Source organism: Croceitalea sp. MTPC6 (assembly GCF_036985525.1).
In the GTDB taxonomy this organism is placed as follows: Bacteria; Bacteroidota; Bacteroidia; order Flavobacteriales; family Flavobacteriaceae; genus Croceitalea.
Window position 1 is genome coordinate 445,610 of sequence record NZ_BTGR01000001.1, and the last position, 19,369, is coordinate 464,978.

Sequence of the window (19,369 nt, forward strand, 5' to 3'; positions counted from 1 at the left end):
TAAAGTCTTAGTTTTTAAGCTGTAAACAAAGGCTTGGGTGACATTAGTTTGTTCACATTTTCTTTTATTCCGCCCATAATTTTTTGATTTTCAGAGTTTGACAACACCTCGTCAATATAACCAACAATTGTTTCCATATCTTCTTCTATTAAGCCTCTAGTTGTTATCGCAGGAGTCCCGAAACGTATTCCGGAAGTAATAAATGGAGATTGGTCATCAAACGGAACCATGTTTTTGTTTGCAGTGATGTCAGCTTTTTCCAATGCTTTTTCAGCATCTTTTCCAGTAATATTCTTGTTCCGTAAATCAATTAGCATCATATGATTATCAGTACCTCCAGAAATTACTTTATAATCTCTATCCATAAATGCTTTGGCCATAGCTGCAGCATTTTTCTTTACCTGAACCATATAATGTAAGAAGCTATCTGATAGTGCTTCGCCAAAGGCGACAGCCTTGGCGGCAATGATATGTTCTAAAGGGCCTCCTTGGTTTCCAGGAAAAACTGCTAAATCCAATAGTCCAGACATCTTACGAAGATTTCCATTCTTGAGTTTTATTCCAAACGGGTTTTCAAAGTTCTCGCCCATCATTATTAACCCCCCTCTTGGACCACGTAATGTCTTATGAGTGGTGGTGGTCACTACATGGCAATGTGGCATTGGATCATTTAATATTCCTTTCGCTATTAGTCCTGAAGGATGTGAAATATCAGCCAACAACAAAGCATCAACACTATCAGCTATTTCCCTAAAGCGCTTAAAATCAATGTCTCTAGAATATGCGGAAGCCCCAGCAATAATCATTTTAGGTTTTTCTTTTTCAGCAATTTCTTGAATAGTATTATAATTTAAGATTCCTGTCTCCTCCTCTACTCCATAAAAAACAGGATTGTACAATCTACCAGAAAAATTTACTGGCGAACCGTGAGTTAAATGCCCTCCATGAGATAAATCAAAACCTAAAATGGTATCTCCGGGCTTTAAACATGCATGGTAAACAGATGCATTTGCTTGAGAACCAGAATGTGGTTGTACATTAGCGTATACTGCCCCAAAAAGTTCTTTTGCCCTATCAATAGCCAGCTGTTCAACTTCATCTACTACTTCACATCCGCCATAGTATCGTTTTCCAGGATAGCCTTCAGCATATTTATTGGTCAATACTGAGCCTGCAGCTTCCATAACTTGGGGACTGGTAAAGTTTTCAGAGGCTATTAACTCTATGCCTTGTATCTGTCTTTTTTTTTCCTTTTCAATTAGGTCAAAAACATGATGGTCTCTTCGCATTTTGCACATTTTAAGTGGCAAAAATACGAATTGGAGTAGTCATAAGCATACCAACAAAAGCAATATTTCACGATTTTTATTCAACAAAAATCAACAATTCTAAAAATCACACAATATTCTAAAAATCAAATAATTACAAATACATTATACTACATCCACTAGATTTACGTTTATCAAAAAAGCATTTTTGGCACAGCTATTGAAAACCTAGCAATAAACCATTAAATCAAAAGCCATGAAAAAATCTTTACTATTAATCACTTTACTAATTTTAACTGCCTGCGGGGGAGTTAAAAAAACACAAGAGGCTTTAAACAGCGGTAACTATGTGACAGCTATGAATAAAGCTATTGCTAAACTTTCGGACAATAAGACTAAAAAAGGAAATCAAGAGTATGTGCTCTTATTGGAAGAAGCATTTGTGAAAAACAAGAAAAGAGAATTGGAAACAGTGGCATTTCTTGAAAAAGATGGCAACCCTGCTAACTTAGAGAAAATATATAGGTCATATTTACAGTTGAAAAAATTACAAAATAGAATTGCACCATTATTACCATTGCCTATTTATGGTGAAAATAGAAATGCGTCTTTCAACTTCAAAAATTATGACTCCCAAATAATTCAAACAAAAGCTGAATTGTCTGAATATTTATATGCGAATGCATCGGATTTACTTAAGAATGCCGTGAATAAATATGATTATAGACAAGCATATGATGATTTCAAATATTTGAATGAAATAAACCCTGGTTATTATAATACGGTGTCCAAAATGGATGAGGCATACACAAAAGGATTGGATTATGTAAGAATTGAATTGCGAAATGACACGCAACAGATAATTCCTGAGCGATTGGAAGAAGAGCTACTAGACTTTAATACTTACGGTATCAATAATCTTTGGACTCAGTTCCATAAAAACCCTCTTGAATCTGTCAAATACGATTATGCCATGTATCTAGATTTCAGAGAAATTAATATTTCTCCTGAGCAAACCAATGAGAAGCAAATAATAAAAGAAAAGCAGATTAGGGATGGTTACGACTATGTTTTGGATGCTAACGGAAATGTTGCCAAAGACAGTCTAGGTAATGATATTAAAGTTGATAAGTTTAAAAAAGTAACATGTAGCTTTTATCAATTTACACAATTTAAAAACGCTCAAGTTGGTGCAAAGGTAAGTTTTGTTGATTTAGAGAACGGTCAAGAAATTAACTCCTACCCTATCTCTAGTGAGTTTGTTTTTGAGCATGTATATGCAAATTATAGTGGTGATAAAAGAGCACTGGAAAACAACTTAATTGCCCTTTTAGATTTAGCTGCAGTACCGTTTCCTTCTAATGAACAAATGGTTTATGACGCCGGCGAAGATTTAAAAGCAAGACTTAAGAGTGTAGTGCAACGGCACAATTTCAATTAGTATATTTTAGGCCCTAACGAAAGTTGGGGCTTTTTTATATGTATTGTTCCAGTGAAACTTCTGAAATAGCACCGTGAGAAGTATGGAAAATTGTAGTTCCATTCTTTATGATCAATAACTGAGGAGATTGGTGCAAAATTTGAAACTTAACCGCCACTTCATTGGAAACATCTCTGTTTGCATGTAGGTCCAAAAAGTAAAGGTCTATACTTTTCTCATCAAGAGTATAGGTATCCGTAAATAGATTTAAAACCATTCTACTTATTCCACAAGTGGTTGAATGTTTAAAAACAACTTGTGTTTTAGATTTAGACTTTTCCTCTATTTCGTCCAATTGATCAATAGACTGCAAAGGAATCCACGGCAGAACTTTATTTTCCTTTTTTGCTTCTGAACCTCCACCAAACAATCCTCCAAATAAACCCATATTCCAATTTTTAATCTTTGTCGTTTTATTTTAAAGTACTTAACAAAACAGACAAAATGTCCTTTATTTTCAAGGTTTTGGCGACATTTTGACCGATGCGATATACTGGTAAGGTTGTTGCTTTTCTTGTAAAAAACAATTGAAATGAATTTTAACAATTTTACCATAAAATCACAAGAAGCCCTACAACAAGCGCAACAAATTACGCAAGGTTTTGGGCATCAACAAATAGAAAACGAACATCTTTTTAAAGCAATTTCAGAAGTTGACGAAAATGTATTGCCGTTTATTTTGAAAAAACTCAATATAAATGTAGACATCATCAATCAAGTTGTGGGCAAAGAACTTCAAAGTTTTCCTAAAGTTTCTGGAGGTGAAATAGCCTTGTCCAGAGAAGCAGGCAAAACAATAAATGAAGCTAACATTGTTGCCAAAAAGATGAAAGATGAGTATGTATCCGTTGAGCATCTGATTTTGGCCATATTTAAGTCAAAAAGTAAAATAAGTCAGATTTTAAAGGATAATGGCGTTACAGAAAAAGACTTATTAAAAGCTATTGAAGAACTACGCAAAGGGGGCAAAGTAACTTCCCAGAGCGCCGAAGACACCTATAACTCTCTTGATAAATATGCCAAGAACTTAAATTCGCTTGCAGACTCTGGAAAACTAGACCCTGTTATTGGAAGGGATGAAGAGATTAGAAGAATTTTACAAATATTATCCAGAAGAACCAAAAACAACCCCATGCTTGTTGGCGAACCAGGAGTAGGTAAAACAGCTATTGCTGAAGGTTTGGCCCATAGAATTGTACAAGGAGACGTACCCGAAAATCTTAAGGAAAAAATTATCTATTCTTTAGATATGGGGGCACTTATCGCTGGTGCAAAGTATAAAGGAGAATTTGAAGAACGTTTAAAATCTGTTATTAAAGAAGTTACCTCTTCCGACGGTGACATAGTACTTTTCATTGATGAAATACACACTTTAGTAGGTGCTGGAGGTGGTCAAGGGGCTATGGACGCAGCTAATATCCTCAAACCTGCTTTGGCAAGAGGGGAGTTAAGAGCCATTGGGGCAACTACTTTAGATGAGTATCAAAAATATTTTGAAAAGGATAAGGCATTAGAAAGAAGATTCCAAAAAGTTGTGGTCGATGAACCCGACACGGAAAGTGCTATTTCAATTCTTAGGGGTATCAAAGAAAAATATGAAGCGCACCATAAAGTTCGTATTAAAGACGAAGCGGTAATTTCTGCAGTAGAACTATCACAACGCTATATTACCAATAGGTTCTTACCCGATAAGGCAATTGATTTAATTGATGAAGCTGCTTCGAAATTGCGTATGGAAATCAATTCTAAACCTGAAGAATTGGATGTTCTAGACAGAAAAATAATGCAGCTGGAAATTGAAATAGAGGCTATAAAAAGAGAGAATGATAGTGCAAAACTAAAATCTTTGAACTTAGAGTTGGCCAATTTTAAAGAGCAGCGAAACGAAATTTTTGCCAAATGGGAAAGTGAAAAAACTGTAGTTGACAATATCCAAAAAACCAAGCAGGATATAGAAACCTATAAGTTAGATGCAGAGCGTGCAGAGCGCAATGGAGACTATGGCAAAGTAGCAGAACTACGTTACGGAAAAATTAAAGAGGCCCAAGGGCAATTGGATGGGCTGAACAAAGAACTGTTAGAGCAACAAAAGTCCAGCACACTTATCAAAGAGGAGGTTACCAACGAGGATATAGCCGAAGTTGTTGCAAAATGGACAGGAATTCCAGTAACAAAAATGTTACAGAGCGAGCGTGAAAAGTTATTGCAGTTAGAAGATGTCTTACATAAAAGAGTAGTAGGACAAGAAGAAGCTATAGAGGCAGTTTCCGATGCAATTAGAAGAAGTAGGACAGGTTTACAAGATGCTAAAAAACCCATTGGGTCTTTTTTATTCTTGGGGACAACCGGAGTTGGAAAAACAGAACTTGCTAAAACATTGGCAGCATATCTTTTTGATGATGAAAATGCCATGACCCGAATTGATATGAGCGAGTATCAAGAACGCCACTCAGTGAGTAGGTTGGTTGGAGCACCTCCAGGATACATAGGGTATGATGAAGGAGGACAATTAACTGAGGCCGTTCGTAGAAGACCATATTCCGTGATACTTCTTGATGAAATTGAAAAAGCGCATCCAGATACCTTTAATATATTGCTACAAGTACTTGATGAAGGTAGGTTAACGGACAATAAAGGTCGTGTGGCTGACTTTAAAAACTGCGTAATAATAATGACCAGTAATATGGGAAGCCACATTATTCAAGAAAAGTTTGAAGCCAATAAGGATATCCACAGTGCTACGGAAAGTGCACGGGTAGAAGTTCTAGGATTATTGAAAAAGAACATACGCCCAGAATTTCTTAATCGGATAGATGATATTATTATGTTTACACCTCTAAATAAAGAGGATATTAAACAAATAGTGGGCATACAACTGGAACAATTAAAAAAGATGTTGTTAAAGCAAAATATCACCTTAGATGCTACTGATGAAGCAATAACTTATTTAGGCAATAAGGGGTTTGATGTACAATATGGAGCAAGGCCAATTAAAAGGTTGATACAAAAAGAAGTTTTAAACAAACTATCTAAAGAACTTTTGGCAGGAAACATAAAAGGAGAAAGTATTATTTTACTAGATTCTTTTGATGAGAAGCTGGTCTTTAGAAATCAAAATGAGTTGGTAAAATAGCCTATATGACGATTTATTAAAAAGGCACCTTGAATTAGGTGTCTTTTTTAATACCATACAGTATATATTTTTTCTATATTAGCTAGTATCAAACCACATAGCATGTCAACCAAAGCTGAACGCACCACTCAGTATATTATAGAAACCGTTGCTCCTATTTTTAACAAACATGGTTATGTAGGAACAAGTATGAGCCATTTAACAGAAGCAACTGGGCTAACGAAAGGTGCGATTTATGGAAACTTTGAGAATAAGGAAGCCCTTGCTTTAGCTTCATTTCAACACAATAGAACACTTTTATTGGCTAAAATAGATGAGTTGTTAAACAATGGCGGAAACTCTTTGGATAAAATATATTCTTTAATCAGCTTTTACAGACAATATGATGTTTTTACCATGCAAATGGGAGGATGCCCAATTTTAAATATTGGTGTAGATGCCCAACACAATAATTCTTTGTTAGTTGCTGCCAACAAAGAGACTATCAAGGAAATCGAAGGAAAAATTGCTTTGGTTATTGAAAATGGTGTTAACGCTAAAGAAATAAAGATACCAGTTCCTCCACTACAATTTGCAAAGCAATTATATACCATTTTAAATGGTGCGGTTGCAATGGCCACAATGACTAGAGATAGAAAGTATTTGGTAAATACAATGGCTTATTTGGAGCAACTTGTTCAAAAAGAAATCAAAAAATAACGTTATTTCTTAACTCTAAAAATCCAAGTTTTTCCTTGGTATTTACCATTTAATTTACTGTTTCTATTTCTTCGTGCTTCTTCAATAGTATTGTATTTTCCTAAATAGACATAGTTAAATTTATTCTGACTTCGATAAAAAGATTTAGGTTCTAGCCCTTTATCAGTCATAGACTTCATAAAAGCCTCAAAGTATTTTTTCGTGCCAAAAACATTAGCTATTAGGTAAAACCCAGGTGTTAATCCATCAATTGTAGTGCTAGTGACCTCTTCATATTTCTCATTGGGTAACACATCCACTTCTTTAGTTAGTTGCAGTTTGTTTATACTATCTAAACGAGCTTTCTGCTTTATTAACTGAGCATTTTTCTCTTCTTGGAGTAGAATTGAGTCCTGTTGTTTTTTAAGAAGCCTTTCTTTAATCTCTTCCTGTTCGAGCTGCTTTTTTTGTTCTAGTTGTTCTTGGGCTATTGGTTGAATTGGTTCTTCAATAACTTCTTCTTTAGTTTCAATTTGATCTTCGTCATCAAAATCAACTATTTTTTCACTTCGATTTGGTTTTCCAAAATGATATGAAGCAACTAACTCAAAAGTAAGTTCTTCATCTGTAAGTTCAGTACTTGTTCCAAATTCGACTAATGCCCCGATGGAAAAAGTATTAAAAAAAGTACCTCCTATACCTCCAGATGGTCCATAAAAATTGTTATATCCACCTTGGACCCAAAATTTTGAAGTTGATAGTAACAAATTACCCCCATATTGCATATCGTAATCAGGTATAGACCTAACATAGAACACAGGCCTAATAAAATTGTTTTCGATAGAAGGAAAGAGTACAATGGGAAAGTCATTACTAATAGTTCCAACAAAAATTTTACTGTTATCAATAATTTCACTTTGCGAAAAATTATAATCCAAAGTGTTTTCTAGTGAGGCTGCAATGTTAAACCTGTTTATGTTTAAACGAACACTTGGTGAAAATTGAGCAACAAAATCATTCCTCCCTTCTAGTCCAGATACATCCATATCAGGATCAAATCTATCATCGGCTACTTCTTGTGTAAATAAATAAACATTTGCTCCAACAATGAGATTTATATTTTCTTTTAATGTAATAGCTTGAGCAAAATTTAAAATACCTCCAGTATTTAAAAAAGTGCCAGTATTATGCTGTAAAAAACCTAAACCCACTCCTGTTTTAGAACTAAAACTATGCGAATAATTTAAAAATAGACTGGTAGGATCTCCATCTATAGATTGCCATTGCCAACGTGTCCAAAGAGAAAGTGATCGAGGATTATTCCAATCCAATACGTTTGTAGCATTTAGTAAACTGGAATTAAATTGAGTTAACGAATGTTGCCTAAAATCATTTGGAAGAATAGCCTCTTGACCAAATACTTTACAAGAAAATAATAGTATTAAGGAGACAACTATAATTTTTTGCATATGGGAAAATAAAAATTTAATGCTATTTTTAGAAAAACCAAGCTCACCTGAATATGAAAATTTCAACAAAATTTAAAAAAATTAGTCTCAATAAAGTTTGTCTTCTTGTCTTTATAGCTGTGGGGATTATAAGCTGCAATACTAAAGATAAAGAAATAAAAGCAGACCCGATAATATCAACTTTTTATTTAATTAGGCATGCTGAAAAAGACAGGACAGACCCATCAAATTCAAATCCAGAATTAAATCAAGATGGTTTGGGTAGAGCCATTAAATGGGCAGAAATTTTTGAACCCATAGACTTAGATGTGATTTATTCTACAAATTATGAGCGTACCTCAATGACCGCAGCTCCAACTTCTGTGAAAAAAGATATAAATGTCACTTATTATAATCCAAGTGATATAGATATAGAAAGTTTGAAAGCGGATAATTTAAGCAAAGACGTATTGATTGTTGGTCATAGTAACACAACGCCAATGATGGTAAATAAGTTAATAGGATATGAAAAATATGAACAGATGGACGATACAGACAATAGCAGTTTGTTCATTGTGAGAATAATAGATAGTGTTGCCACGGATATTCGTTTGAAAATGAATTAATTGGCAACAACTACCTTCACACTGTCCAGTTCTATTTTTGATAGCAGTTCCAGTTCCCCAGCTTGAAAAAGGCTATCTATTGCAAAAATTGAAACATTCTTATTCTTAGGCTTAAAATTATTGTAATCGACAAATCGGATATTCCCAATATATCTTTCGTTGTATGCTTCTCTAAATCTAACTCCTCCACCATCAACATGAAATTCATAAGCTAAAAATTCGGGTTTAAAAGTTTCCTTGTCAAACCAATAGATATAGATATCATCAAAGTCTTCGCCCCCATTTTCTTTAGTAAATGTAACTTGGACTTTGTAATAGTTTTTATCCTTAATCTTTTTTTCTCCCAAAAGTTCTTTCTTAACCGCAGAATCATTCAAACCATATGGTAATCGAGCAAAATAGTGAACAGAGTTTACCGAATTTGAATATCTCGTTGCGATAGAGTCAGAAACTTGAATCAAACTGTCGTTAAAAAATCGTTGGAATGAATTATGTCTTTTAACATCAGTAATTCTTAGAGAATCAGTATAGGTAATTCGTTTTAATGTTTTCTTTCCTTCAATAACTTCAGAAATATAATTTCTACCCCTAAACAAAAAAGAGACCTTAGAATCGTTGTGTAGTTTTCCTCCGCTTACTTCAATAGATTTATCAATAATTTCCTGTGCAGTTAATTGCTTTTTTTTCTCGCTAATGCAAGCGTTTAAAAATAATATAAGTAAAACTAGAGTGATTTTTCTCATTTTGATTCTGTCGGTATTTATACCTAAAAAATTACATCGCGAGCCTACTAATTTTAGAGTTCTTATTTTTGCAACCCATGCAAAAAAACATCAATATTAAAAACAGGCGTGCCAAGTTCGATTATGAAATATTGGATAAATATACGGCTGGTATTGTTCTTGGCGGCACCGAAATTAAATCTATCCGACTTGGAAAGGCTTCTTTATCACAAAGCTTCTGTGAATTCAATGAGGCTGGCGAGCTCTTTGTTGTAAATATGCAAATTGATGAGTATAGCCATGGTGGCCATTATAACCATAAACCAAAGGCGGAACGTAAATTACTTCTTAACAAAAAAGAGCTTAAAAAGTTACGAAAAGAAGTTACCACCTCCGGAAATACTATTGTACCCATAAATCTTTTTCTAAATGACAGAGGGCTCGCTAAAATAAACATAGGATTGGCTAGAGGTAAAAAAGAGTACGATAAGCGCGAAACTATTAAGGATAGGGATAACAAGCGTAATCTATCCAGAATCAAAAAGAGCTTTAACAATTAATTTTTGTTTTCCAACAACGGCACAAACCTAAAATTTCCAAACTCTTTCTTTTCGAACTCTTTTTCTGATTTTCGCTCATATAGAGTCATGATTTGTTCATCTACACCAATAGGAATAACCAACCTCCCTCCAATTTTCAATTGAGCCATTAATGGTTTTGGAACTTCTGGTGCACCAGCTGTAACAATAATACCATCAAAAGGGGCTTCTTCTTCTAATCCTTTGTAACCATCTCCAAAAATTACTTTTTTGGGACGATAGCCCATTTTACTAAAAAATAGCTTAGTTTTTTTAAACAGTTCTTGTTGACGTTCTATAGTATAAACTTTAGCCTTTAAATTAAGTAGTATAGCGGTCTGATATCCACTTCCAGTACCTATTTCCAGTATTTTTTGATTAGGTCTTATTTGCAAAAGTTCGGTTTGAAAAGCAACAGTATACGGTTGGGATATAGTTTGTTCAGCACCGATGGGAAACGCTTTGTCTTGATAAGCATGGGCTTCAAACCCACTGTCCAAAAATAAATGTCTAGGGATTTCCTTGATGGCATCCAATACCTTCTCATCAGTAACTCCTTTTGAAGCAACAACTTTAGCAAGTTTATTGCGCATTCCCCTATGTTTTAAAGTATCTCGCATGTTTTGGTTTGGTTCACGAATTTATAAAGTTCTTTGCGAACTTCCTTAAAATGCCTTAGCAAATTGAACCTATATCCGTATTTTTGAAAAAACTGAATTTTATGCTGAAAATTGGTGTTCTAGGGGCAGGACATTTAGGGAAAATACATCTTCGTTTGCTCAACCAATCCGAAAAATATGAATTAATTGGTTTTTATGATCCAGATGAAATCAATGGCAAAAAAGTAAGTGAAGAATTTGGTTATAAATATTTTGAAAACATAAATCAACTTATTGACCATGTTGATGTTATAGATATTGTCACTCCTACTCTTTCACATTACGTCTGCGCAAAAAAAGCGATTGAGAAAGGTAAGCATGTTTTTATAGAAAAACCGATTACAAATACAATAGAAGAAGCGGAGTCGTTGCTCAATTTAACCAATGAACATAACGTAAAAGGACAGGTTGGTCATGTAGAACGTTTTAACCCAGCTTTTATAGCTGTGAAGGAAGCTATAGAAAACCCAATGTTTATTGAAACTCATAGACTTGCGGAATTTAACCCTAGGGGTACGGACGTTCCCGTTGTATTGGATTTAATGATTCATGATATTGATGCCATTTTAAGCGTGGTAAATTCAGAAGTAAAGCAAATTAATGCGAGTGGAGTTTCGGTCATTAGTAATTCCCCAGATATTGCCAATGCTAGAATAGAGTTCGAGAACGGTTGCGTTGCTAACTTAACTGCTAGTAGAATATCTCTTAAGAACATGCGTAAATCGCGATTTTTTCAAAGGGATGCTTATATTTCTGTAGATTTTCTTGAGAAAAAAGTTGAAGTGGTAAAAATGAAAAATGCTCCAGAAAATCCTGGAGATTTTGATATGATTCTACAGAATGCCGAAGGTGAAAAAAAGCAAATCTATTTTGAAAACCCTGATATTCTGCCCAATAATGCAATTTTAGATGAACTGGAAACTTTTGCAGATGCAGTAAACAATAATTCTGAACCAATAGTTTCTTTAGAACAAGGCGCTAATGCACTACGGGTAGCATTACAAGTTATAGCAGCTTTCGAAAACGAATAAATAAATTTTAAGAAATCAACTCTATACAATGAACACAATTGCAGTAATAGGTGCTGGTACTATGGGTAATGGAATTGCACATGTATTTGCACAAAATGGTTTTAATGTCAACCTAATTGATATTTCACAAGATTCTTTAGAAAAAGGAATTGCCACTATCACTAAGAATTTAGATAGAATGTTGGCTAAAGAGATTATTTCTGAGGACAACAAACAAAGTACACTTTCAAACATCAACACTTTTACAGATTTAAAAAAAGGTGTTATAGATACAGATTTGGTCGTTGAAGCTGCAACAGAATATTTGAACATCAAATTGGACATTTTCAAACAACTAGATAAACTTTGTGATTCTAAAACCATTTTAGCCACCAATACCTCTTCGATTTCAATAACCCAAATTGGGGCGGCAACCAATCGTCCAGAAAAAGTGATTGGAATGCACTTTATGAATCCCGTGCCCATAATGAAGTTAGTAGAAATCATTAGAGGGTACAGTACTTCAGATGAGGTTACCAATACTATCATGGAATTGTCAAAGAAACTTGGAAAAACCCCTACTGAAGTTAACGATTATCCTGGTTTTGTAGCAAATAGAATATTGATGCCAATGATTAACGAAGCCATAGAAACTTTATATAATGGTGTTGCTGGAGTAAGCGAAATTGACACCGTTATGAAGTTGGGTATGGCACACCCCATGGGTCCGTTACAGTTGGCAGATTTCATTGGTTTGGATGTTTGCCTTTCCATACTAAATGTAATGTATGATGGGTTCAAAAACCCAAAATATGCTCCCTGTCCACTATTGGTTAACATGGTTATGGCTGGCAAGCTCGGAGTAAAATCTGGCGAAGGATTTTATGACTACTCCGTATCCAGAAAGGCAGAAAAGGTGGCTAAACAATTTATATAAAACCAATGGCTACGATTCTTCCTTTTAAGGCAATACGTCCTGCAGTGGATAAGGTGGCTTTTGTGGCTTCACGTTCTTATGAAGAATACCAAAAAGAAGAGTTAAATTCAATTTTAAAATATAATCCGTTCTCTTTTTTACACATTATAAACCCCGGGTTTAAATTTGATAAATCCATCACAGGGAAGGAGCGGTTTAAACTTGTCCATAACAGATATTTAGAATTTTTGGAAGACAACACCTTTCAAAAAGATAAATACCCAAGTTTTTACCTGTATCAAATTACTAATGATAATTTTAAAAGCCTAGGGCTTTTTTGTGCCACCAGTGTTGAAGACTATAGAAACAATACAATCAAAAAGCACGAAGACACCATAGCAAAAAGGGAAATCTTATTTGCAGATTACCTAAAAACAGTAGGTTTTAATGCAGAGCCTGTTTTAATGACTTACAAAGATGACCTTGTTATATCAAATATCATTAAAGAAGAAATGCGAAAAGCCCCTGTATACGACTTCACTACTACTGATAAGGTTAAACACAAATTATGGCAAATCAATGATGAAGCAACCATTAGCTCTTTGCAAAGTGCATTCTCAAAAATAGATGCGCTCTATATAGCAGATGGACACCATAGGAGTGCTTCTTCCAATTTGTTGGCAAGAGACTTAAGCTCAAAGAACAAGGGGCACAGAGGAAACGAAGCCTATAATTTTTTTATGAGCTATCTAATTCCAGAGTCAGATGTAAAGATTTACGAATTCAATCGAATGGTAAAAGATTTGAATGGGTTGTCCAAAGAAGAGTTTTTAATACAGTTGGATACTTTTTACCGTATAGAAAAAAAAGATGATGGTATATATAAGCCTACCAAAAAACATCATTTTAGCATGTATTTAGATGGTGAATTTTATTCACTCTATTTAAGAAAAACTGTATATAAATTTACCGATGTACTTAGTGAACTCGATACTCAAATTTTATATAAAACAATCCTAGAACCCATTTTAGGAATTTCTGATCTTAGAAATGATAAGCGTATCTCCTATGGTTATGGAAAATACAATCTCATTAAGATGAAAAATAGTATTGATAAAGGGGAATTTACTGTAGGATTTGGATTAGTACCAATCACAGTAGAAGAAATAAAGGCGATTGCAAATGCAGACCTGGTTATGCCTCCAAAAAGTACGTATATAGAGCCCAAACTTAGAAGTGGTTTGGCTATTTATGAAATATAACATTGTAGATTATGTCCATAATTGAAAATTTAGAAGAGATCACTAAATCAATTTCAAAAAAAGTTACGCTTGTTGCAGTTTCCAAAACAAAACCCAATGGTGATATATTGGAAGCATATGATGCTGGACATCGGGTTTTTGGTGAAAACAAAGTCCAAGAAATGACCAAAAAATGGGAAACTTTACCGAAAGACATCCAATGGCATATGATTGGGCACTTACAGCGAAACAAAGTCAAATACATGGCTGAATTTGTTTCTTTGATTCATGGCGTGGATAGTTTTCGGTTATTGCGAGAAATCAATAAACAGGGAGCAAAATGCAATAGGGCAATCCCATGCCTTTTACAAATGCATATTGCAGAAGAGGATACCAAATTTGGATTAGACCAAACCGAGCTTGAGGAAATTGTTAATTCCGAGGATTTTAAGGCAATGCAACATGTTGAAATAAAAGGACTCATGGGAATGGCAACCTATACCGACGATGAATCTCAAATCAGAAAAGAGTTTAAATCCTTAAAAAGAGTTTTTGAGAATCTTAAAAAAATATTGCCAAAAATTGACACCTTATCAATGGGCATGAGTGGAGATTACAAAATCGCCATTGAAGAGGGCAGTACTATGGTACGTATTGGAAGTAGTATCTTTAGCGCTAGAAATTATTCTTAAAAGCAATCGTTAGATTAATGTATGCCATTCTAGATATTGAAAGCACTGGTGGAAAGTACAACGAGGAGGGCATTATGGAAATTGCTATCCATCGCTTTAATGGCCATGAAGTTGTCGATAAATTCATAACTCTTATCAATCCTGAACGGGACATTCAGCCATTCGTAGTCAATCTTACAGGAATCAATAATAAGATGCTAACTACAGCACCTAAATTTCATGAGGTTGCTAAACGCATTGTGGAAATTACCTCTGATACGGTTCTTGTTGCCCATAATGCTCAATTTGATTACAGAATCCTACGGACAGAGTTTAGGCGCTTAGGCTATGACTTCCAGCGAAAAACAATCTGCACGGTAGATCTTTCCAAAAAATTAATCCCAGAAGCAGAATCGCATAGCTTGGGAAAGTTGGTGCGTTCATTGGGTATTGCCGTAAGCGATAGACATCGAGCTAATGGTGATGCCCTGGCTACACTCAAGCTTTTTAAGCTTCTTTTAAACAAAGACTCCAATAAAACCGTTATAAAATCTGTTGTTCGCGAAGAAACATTAGGCGAACTTTCTACAAAACAATTGGACATTGTGGATCGGTTGCCATCGGAGACAGGGGTATATTACATGCACGATAAGAATGGTGAAATTCTTTTTATTGGAAAATCAAAAAACATCAAAAAAAGAGTGAATCAACATTTTACTAATGTTGGCCCTTTGGCAAGAAAGCTACAAAAAGAAACTAAAAAAGTAACTTTTGAAAAAACTGGCAGTGAGCTTGTTGCGCTTTTGAAGGAACACCATGAAATAAAAAGAAATACTCCACTCTTTAATGATAAAAAGCGACAAAGGGGCTATTCACATGGAGCATATGCTTTTGAAGATGCAGCTGGATTACTATCCCTAAAATCTGAAAGGAAAAACGGTCAATCCAAACGTCTTGGTAGTTTTAATACCTTCAAAGCTTCAGATAATTTTTTACATAAGATAAAAAAAGAGTTTCATCTCGAAGAGGAAGAAAATACAGCTGGACGAAATGAAAAAATATTGAAAGCTATAGAAAAATATAGTATTGACAATAGGAGTCTAGTGTTGTTGGACAAAGGTCGAGAACTTGGGGAGCAGAGTGCAATTTTAATCAAACAAGGCAAGTTAAACGGTGTTGGTTTTGTGGACTTAAATTACCAACTAAATAATATTCATATCTTAGAATCTATAATAGCTCCAATAGAAGGTGATGAACACTCAACTTTTATTATAGAATCCTATTTACGCAGACAAAAAAGGATTAAAATGATACCAATAAAAGAATAATCATTGAAAGAACATAAAGTACAATCTGGATGGAGGAACAGACTGCATGAAATTATCTATGAAGCAGATACGCCATCAGGTAAATTCTTTGATATTGTATTGTTCTTTTTAATTATAGTAAGCGTCTTATTGGTGATGCTTGAAAGCGTGGACGAAATAGATGTAAAGTACCACAGCCTCTTATTGACCTTCGAATGGATAATCACTATTTTTTTCTCCTTTGAGTATATAGCACGAATTATTAGCATTAAAAAGCCTCTGAAATACATTTTCAGCTTTTACGGCATTATAGATTTTATATCAACAATTCCACTATATCTCTCTTATATTTTTGCTGGGTCACAAGTATTATTGGCTGTAAGGGCATTTCGTCTTTTACGAATTTTTAGAATATTAAAATTGGTAAAATTCTTAGGGGAAGCTTCCCAATTAAAAGCTGCATTAAAAGCTAGCAGGGCCAAAATAGCTGTTTTCATTTATGTTGTTTTAATACTATCTGTAATAATGGGTACAATAATGTATCTCATAGAAAGTGATGAAGCGGGTTTTACCAGTATTCCAAGAAGTATTTATTGGACAATTGTCACCTTGACCACTGTGGGCTATGGAGATATTGCCCCTCAAACCAATTTAGGACAGTTTATAGCTACAATAATCATGATTTTAGGTTATGGCATCATTGCAGTCCCAACTGGGATTGTAACCGTTGAGTTTTCAAAACATGGAAGAAAGAGTAAAAATACTGCTAGCGTTGTCCACACTAATACGCAGGCCTGTCCAAGTTGCACCGCTGAGGGGCATCGAGATAATGCCAAGCATTGCTATAATTGTGGGGATGTGTTATGAGTTCCAAAGTATTGATTACGGTTGTTGGCCCAACAGCAATAGGCAAAACCAGACTGGCAATAGCCTTGGCCCAACATTTTAAAACAGAAATTCTATCGGCAGATTCAAGACAATTTTATAAAGAAATGCGCATTGGCACTGCAGTTCCATCCCCGGAAGAACTTTCAACTGTAAAGCATCATTTTATTCAACATAAAAGTGTTTTGGAACAATACACTGTTGGAGATTTTGAAAGAGAGGCTATTGAAAAGTTAGTACTCTTATTCAAAACAAAAGATGTAGCTATCATGGTTGGAGGAAGCGGTCTTTATACAGATGCGGTTGTGGATGGTTTAGATGAATTTCCAGAAGTAGACCCCAAAATTAGAGAAGGGTTGATAAAAGAATTGAACTCAAATGGCATTAAAAGCTTACAAGTTAAGTTGAAAGAACTTGATGAAGTTTACTATCAAAAGGTAGATTTAGAAAATTCGCATCGTGTGATTCGTGCTTTAGAAATATGCATTGGGAGTGGAAAAGCATATTCTTCATTTTTAAACCAGAAAAAAAGCAAACGTAGTTTTAGAACAATTTATATTGGCCTCGCAGCGGATAGGGAAATTATTTACGATAGAATTAATCAACGGGTAGATATAATGATGAATGTAGGTTTACTCGAGGAAGTAAAATCGCTTTACCAACATAAAAACTTAAATACCTTACAGACTGTTGGTTATAGAGAATTATTTTCTTTTATAGATGGTAAATGGTCTTTGGAAAAGGCAATAGAAGAAATAAAGAAAAACACAAGACGATTTGCAAAACGTCAATTAACTTGGTATCGGAAAAATTCCAATATATTTTGGATTGATTCTGATTTGAAGCAACAGGAAATGATTGTAAAAGTGGAAAAACACCTTAAAGCTGTGGTCAATGAGTAAATCAATTCTTTACATAATGGGAGTTTCAGGAACCGGCAAAACAACTATTGGAAAATTACTGGCTAAAACTCTGCAAATTCCTTTTTATGATGGAGATGATTATCATCCTAAAAAAAATATTGAAAAAATGGCTTCTGGCCATGCTTTAGATGATAATGATAGATACGGATGGTTGACAGCATTAAATGAGCTCGCCATAAATAATAAGGAAACAGGAGCTGTAATCGCTTGTTCTGCGCTAAAAGAAAAGTACAGGGCACAACTACAGGAAGCTATTGAAAAAGAAAGTGTATTTATTTACTTAAAGGGCACTTACGATGAAATAAAGTCTAGACTTGACAATAGGAAAGGGCATTATATGTCATCAAAATTACTTAAGTCTCAATTTGACACTTTAGAAGAACCAAATGATGCTATTTCAGTTTCAATTATCCAGACACCAGAACAAATACTACAAGAAATTTTAAATCAACTTAAATGATTGAAACCAATCTCATCCTGGCTGTTTTAGCAGGAATTTCAATACTGTTATTTCTAATATTAAGGCTAAAAACAAATGCCTTTATCGCGCTATTAGTAGGTAGTATTACCGTTGGGTTGATAGCAGGACTGGATGCTACACAAATAATTAATACCATTCAAGAGGGAATGGGAAACACCTTAGGGTTTGTAGCTACGGTAGTAGGTTTAGGAGCAATGTTTGGGGCTATTTTGGAAGCGTCTGGTGGTGCAAAGGCAATAGCAAATTTTATGGTAGCAAAATTTGGAATAAACAATGCACCTACTGCTATGGTAATTTCCGGGTTTTTAATAGCTATCCCTGTTTTTTTTGATGTGGCGTTCATCATCTTAGTCCCAATGATATATGCTTTGCAGCGCAAAACAGGAAAATCCTTATTACTCTATGCTATACCACTACTAGCAGGTTTAGCCATTACACATGCTTTTATACCTCCTACTCCCGGTCCTATTGCCGTTGCAGATATCATAGGTGCGGAATTGGGATGGGTGATTTTAGTTGGCTTTATTGTAGGTATACCAACCGCTCTAGTAAGTGGTCTTATTTTCGGAAAATACATCTCAAAAAAGATACATATTGTAGCCCCAGAAGAAGTTTCATCTGATGAAAAAACTGTATTACCCAATATTCGTATTACCTTATTGATTATTGGAGTACCAATTATCTTAATACTCTTTAATACCATTACCGCTAGTGGTATTTTAGGCATAGATAACAAGACTATATTGGATGTTATAGCATTAATTGGCCATCCTTTTTCAGCATTGATCATTGCTAATTTCTTAGCATGGTATTTTTTTGGCATTCGAAGAGGATATACGAAAGAACAATTATTTAAAATAACAGGAAAATCCTTAGCACCAGCAGGTACAATTATATTGTTGACAGGTGCTGGAGGAGTATTTAAACAAGTACTTACAAATACTGGAGCTGGTGAGCTCTTGGCTACTTCTTTAAACAATGTAGGGTTTCCTGTTCTAGCCTTTGCCTTTGTAAGTGCCGCTATTGTTCGTATTGTTCAAGGTTCTTCTACAGTAGCAATGATTACTGCAGCTGGTCTAGTTTCGCCACTATTAATAAATGCCGAGCTTAGCCCAATACAACTTGCATGTATGGTAATTGCTATTGCTTCTGGTGCCAGTATATTTTCTCACGTAAACGATAGTGGGTTTTGGCTTGTTGGTCAATATTTGGGAATAACCGAAAAACAAACTTTCAAATCGTGGACCATGATGACCACACTTTTGGCATTTACTGGTATAATTACGGTAAGCGTCTTATATATACTATTATAAACAAGGAGACCGCCAATTGGCGGTCTCCTT

19 protein-coding genes are annotated in these 19,369 nt (G+C 34.7%); 14 read left to right on the forward strand and 5 right to left on the reverse strand.

Going from position 1 to position 19,369, the window contains the following annotated elements; translation table 11 throughout:
• Positions 1-14 precede the first annotated feature (14 nt).
• On the reverse strand, positions 15-1,289 hold the full coding sequence (gene glyA / locus AACP56_RS02075; RefSeq protein WP_339333970.1) for a serine hydroxymethyltransferase: 1,275 nt from the start codon (positions 1,287-1,289) through the stop codon (positions 15-17).
• Positions 1,290-1,524: 235 nt separating this feature from the next.
• Between glyA and AACP56_RS02080 the strand changes: the two genes are divergently transcribed.
• Positions 1,525-2,709: a hypothetical protein gene (locus AACP56_RS02080; RefSeq protein WP_339333968.1), complete on the forward strand. Its 1,185-nt coding sequence runs from the start codon at positions 1,525-1,527 to the stop codon at positions 2,707-2,709.
• A 34-nt stretch (positions 2,710-2,743) separates the two neighbouring features.
• Here the strand turns inward: AACP56_RS02080 and ytxJ are convergent, their stop codons facing one another.
• Positions 2,744-3,136, reverse strand: a complete 393-nt coding sequence (gene ytxJ / locus AACP56_RS02085) for a bacillithiol system redox-active protein YtxJ (RefSeq protein WP_339333966.1) — start codon at positions 3,134-3,136, stop codon at positions 2,744-2,746.
• Positions 3,137-3,280: 144 nt separating this feature from the next.
• Here ytxJ and clpB point away from each other — a divergent pair, with 144 nt between their 5' ends.
• On the forward strand, positions 3,281-5,881 hold the full coding sequence (gene clpB / locus AACP56_RS02090; protein WP_339333964.1) for an ATP-dependent chaperone ClpB: 2,601 nt from the start codon (positions 3,281-3,283) through the stop codon (positions 5,879-5,881).
• 102 nt (positions 5,882-5,983) lie between these two features.
• A complete protein-coding gene (locus AACP56_RS02095) occupies positions 5,984-6,580 on the forward strand; it encodes a TetR/AcrR family transcriptional regulator (RefSeq protein WP_339333962.1) in 597 nt (198 codons plus the stop codon).
• Positions 6,581-6,582: 2 nt separating this feature from the next.
• On the opposite strand, the gene AACP56_RS02100 is transcribed toward AACP56_RS02095, so the two are convergent.
• Positions 6,583-8,028: a PorP/SprF family type IX secretion system membrane protein gene (locus AACP56_RS02100; RefSeq protein ID WP_339333960.1), complete on the reverse strand. Its 1,446-nt coding sequence runs from the start codon at positions 8,026-8,028 to the stop codon at positions 6,583-6,585.
• 53 nt (positions 8,029-8,081) lie between these two features.
• Between AACP56_RS02100 and AACP56_RS02105 the strand changes: the two genes are divergently transcribed.
• The gene (locus AACP56_RS02105; protein WP_339333957.1) at positions 8,082-8,633 is read left to right on the forward strand and encodes a phosphoglycerate mutase family protein; all 552 of its coding nucleotides are present in this window, start codon (positions 8,082-8,084) and stop codon (positions 8,631-8,633) included.
• On the opposite strand, the gene AACP56_RS02110 is transcribed toward AACP56_RS02105, so the two are convergent.
• Entirely contained in the window at positions 8,630-9,376 is a 747-nt protein-coding gene (locus tag AACP56_RS02110) for a DUF6503 family protein (RefSeq protein WP_339333955.1), read from the reverse strand. The two genes, AACP56_RS02105 and AACP56_RS02110, sit on opposite strands and share 4 nt — an antisense overlap.
• Positions 9,377-9,453: 77 nt before the next feature.
• Here AACP56_RS02110 and smpB point away from each other — a divergent pair, with 77 nt between their 5' ends.
• A complete protein-coding gene (gene smpB, locus AACP56_RS02115; protein WP_339333953.1) occupies positions 9,454-9,915 on the forward strand; it encodes an SsrA-binding protein SmpB in 462 nt (153 codons plus the stop codon).
• Here the strand turns inward: smpB and AACP56_RS02120 are convergent.
• A complete protein-coding gene (locus AACP56_RS02120) occupies positions 9,912-10,553 on the reverse strand; it encodes a protein-L-isoaspartate(D-aspartate) O-methyltransferase (protein WP_339333950.1) in 642 nt (213 codons plus the stop codon). The two genes, smpB and AACP56_RS02120, sit on opposite strands and share 4 nt — an antisense overlap.
• A 101-nt stretch (positions 10,554-10,654) precedes the next feature.
• On the opposite strand from AACP56_RS02120, the gene AACP56_RS02125 reads away from it, so the two are divergent.
• Genes AACP56_RS02125 through AACP56_RS02165 form a run of 9 tightly spaced genes read left to right on the forward strand, consistent with a single transcriptional unit; the run spans position 10,655 to position 19,339 of the window.
• A complete protein-coding gene (locus AACP56_RS02125; RefSeq protein WP_339333948.1) occupies positions 10,655-11,623 on the forward strand; it encodes a Gfo/Idh/MocA family protein in 969 nt (322 codons plus the stop codon).
• Between the two features lie 28 nt (positions 11,624-11,651).
• The gene (locus AACP56_RS02130; RefSeq protein WP_339333945.1) at positions 11,652-12,539 is read left to right on the forward strand and encodes a 3-hydroxyacyl-CoA dehydrogenase family protein; all 888 of its coding nucleotides are present in this window, start codon (positions 11,652-11,654) and stop codon (positions 12,537-12,539) included.
• Positions 12,540-12,544: 5 nt separating this feature from the next.
• Complete coding sequence (locus AACP56_RS02135; RefSeq protein ID WP_339333943.1) at positions 12,545-13,780, forward strand: DUF1015 domain-containing protein; 1,236 nt, start codon at positions 12,545-12,547, stop codon at positions 13,778-13,780.
• An 11-nt stretch (positions 13,781-13,791) separates the two neighbouring features.
• Complete coding sequence (locus AACP56_RS02140; RefSeq protein ID WP_339333941.1) at positions 13,792-14,451, forward strand: YggS family pyridoxal phosphate-dependent enzyme; 660 nt, start codon at positions 13,792-13,794, stop codon at positions 14,449-14,451.
• A 17-nt stretch (positions 14,452-14,468) separates the two neighbouring features.
• Positions 14,469-15,758 carry an exonuclease domain-containing protein gene (locus AACP56_RS02145; protein ID WP_339333938.1) on the forward strand — a complete coding sequence of 430 codons (1,290 nt, stop codon included), beginning with the start codon at positions 14,469-14,471 and terminating at the stop codon, positions 15,756-15,758.
• Positions 15,759-15,761: 3 nt separating this feature from the next.
• Complete coding sequence (locus tag AACP56_RS02150) at positions 15,762-16,604, forward strand: ion transporter (RefSeq protein WP_339333936.1); 843 nt, start codon at positions 15,762-15,764, stop codon at positions 16,602-16,604.
• A complete protein-coding gene (gene miaA, locus AACP56_RS02155) occupies positions 16,601-17,524 on the forward strand; it encodes a tRNA (adenosine(37)-N6)-dimethylallyltransferase MiaA (RefSeq protein ID WP_339333934.1) in 924 nt (307 codons plus the stop codon). Before AACP56_RS02150 ends, miaA begins: the two co-directional genes overlap by 4 nt.
• Positions 17,517-18,005, forward strand: coding sequence for a gluconokinase (locus AACP56_RS02160; protein WP_339333931.1), 489 nt, complete (start codon positions 17,517-17,519; stop codon positions 18,003-18,005). The genes miaA and AACP56_RS02160 overlap by 8 nt, the downstream gene beginning before the upstream one ends.
• Positions 18,002-19,339 carry a GntP family permease gene (locus tag AACP56_RS02165; RefSeq protein WP_339333929.1) on the forward strand — a complete coding sequence of 446 codons (1,338 nt, stop codon included), beginning with the start codon at positions 18,002-18,004 and terminating at the stop codon, positions 19,337-19,339. The genes AACP56_RS02160 and AACP56_RS02165 overlap by 4 nt, the downstream gene beginning before the upstream one ends.
• Positions 19,340-19,369: the final 30 nt, after the last annotated feature.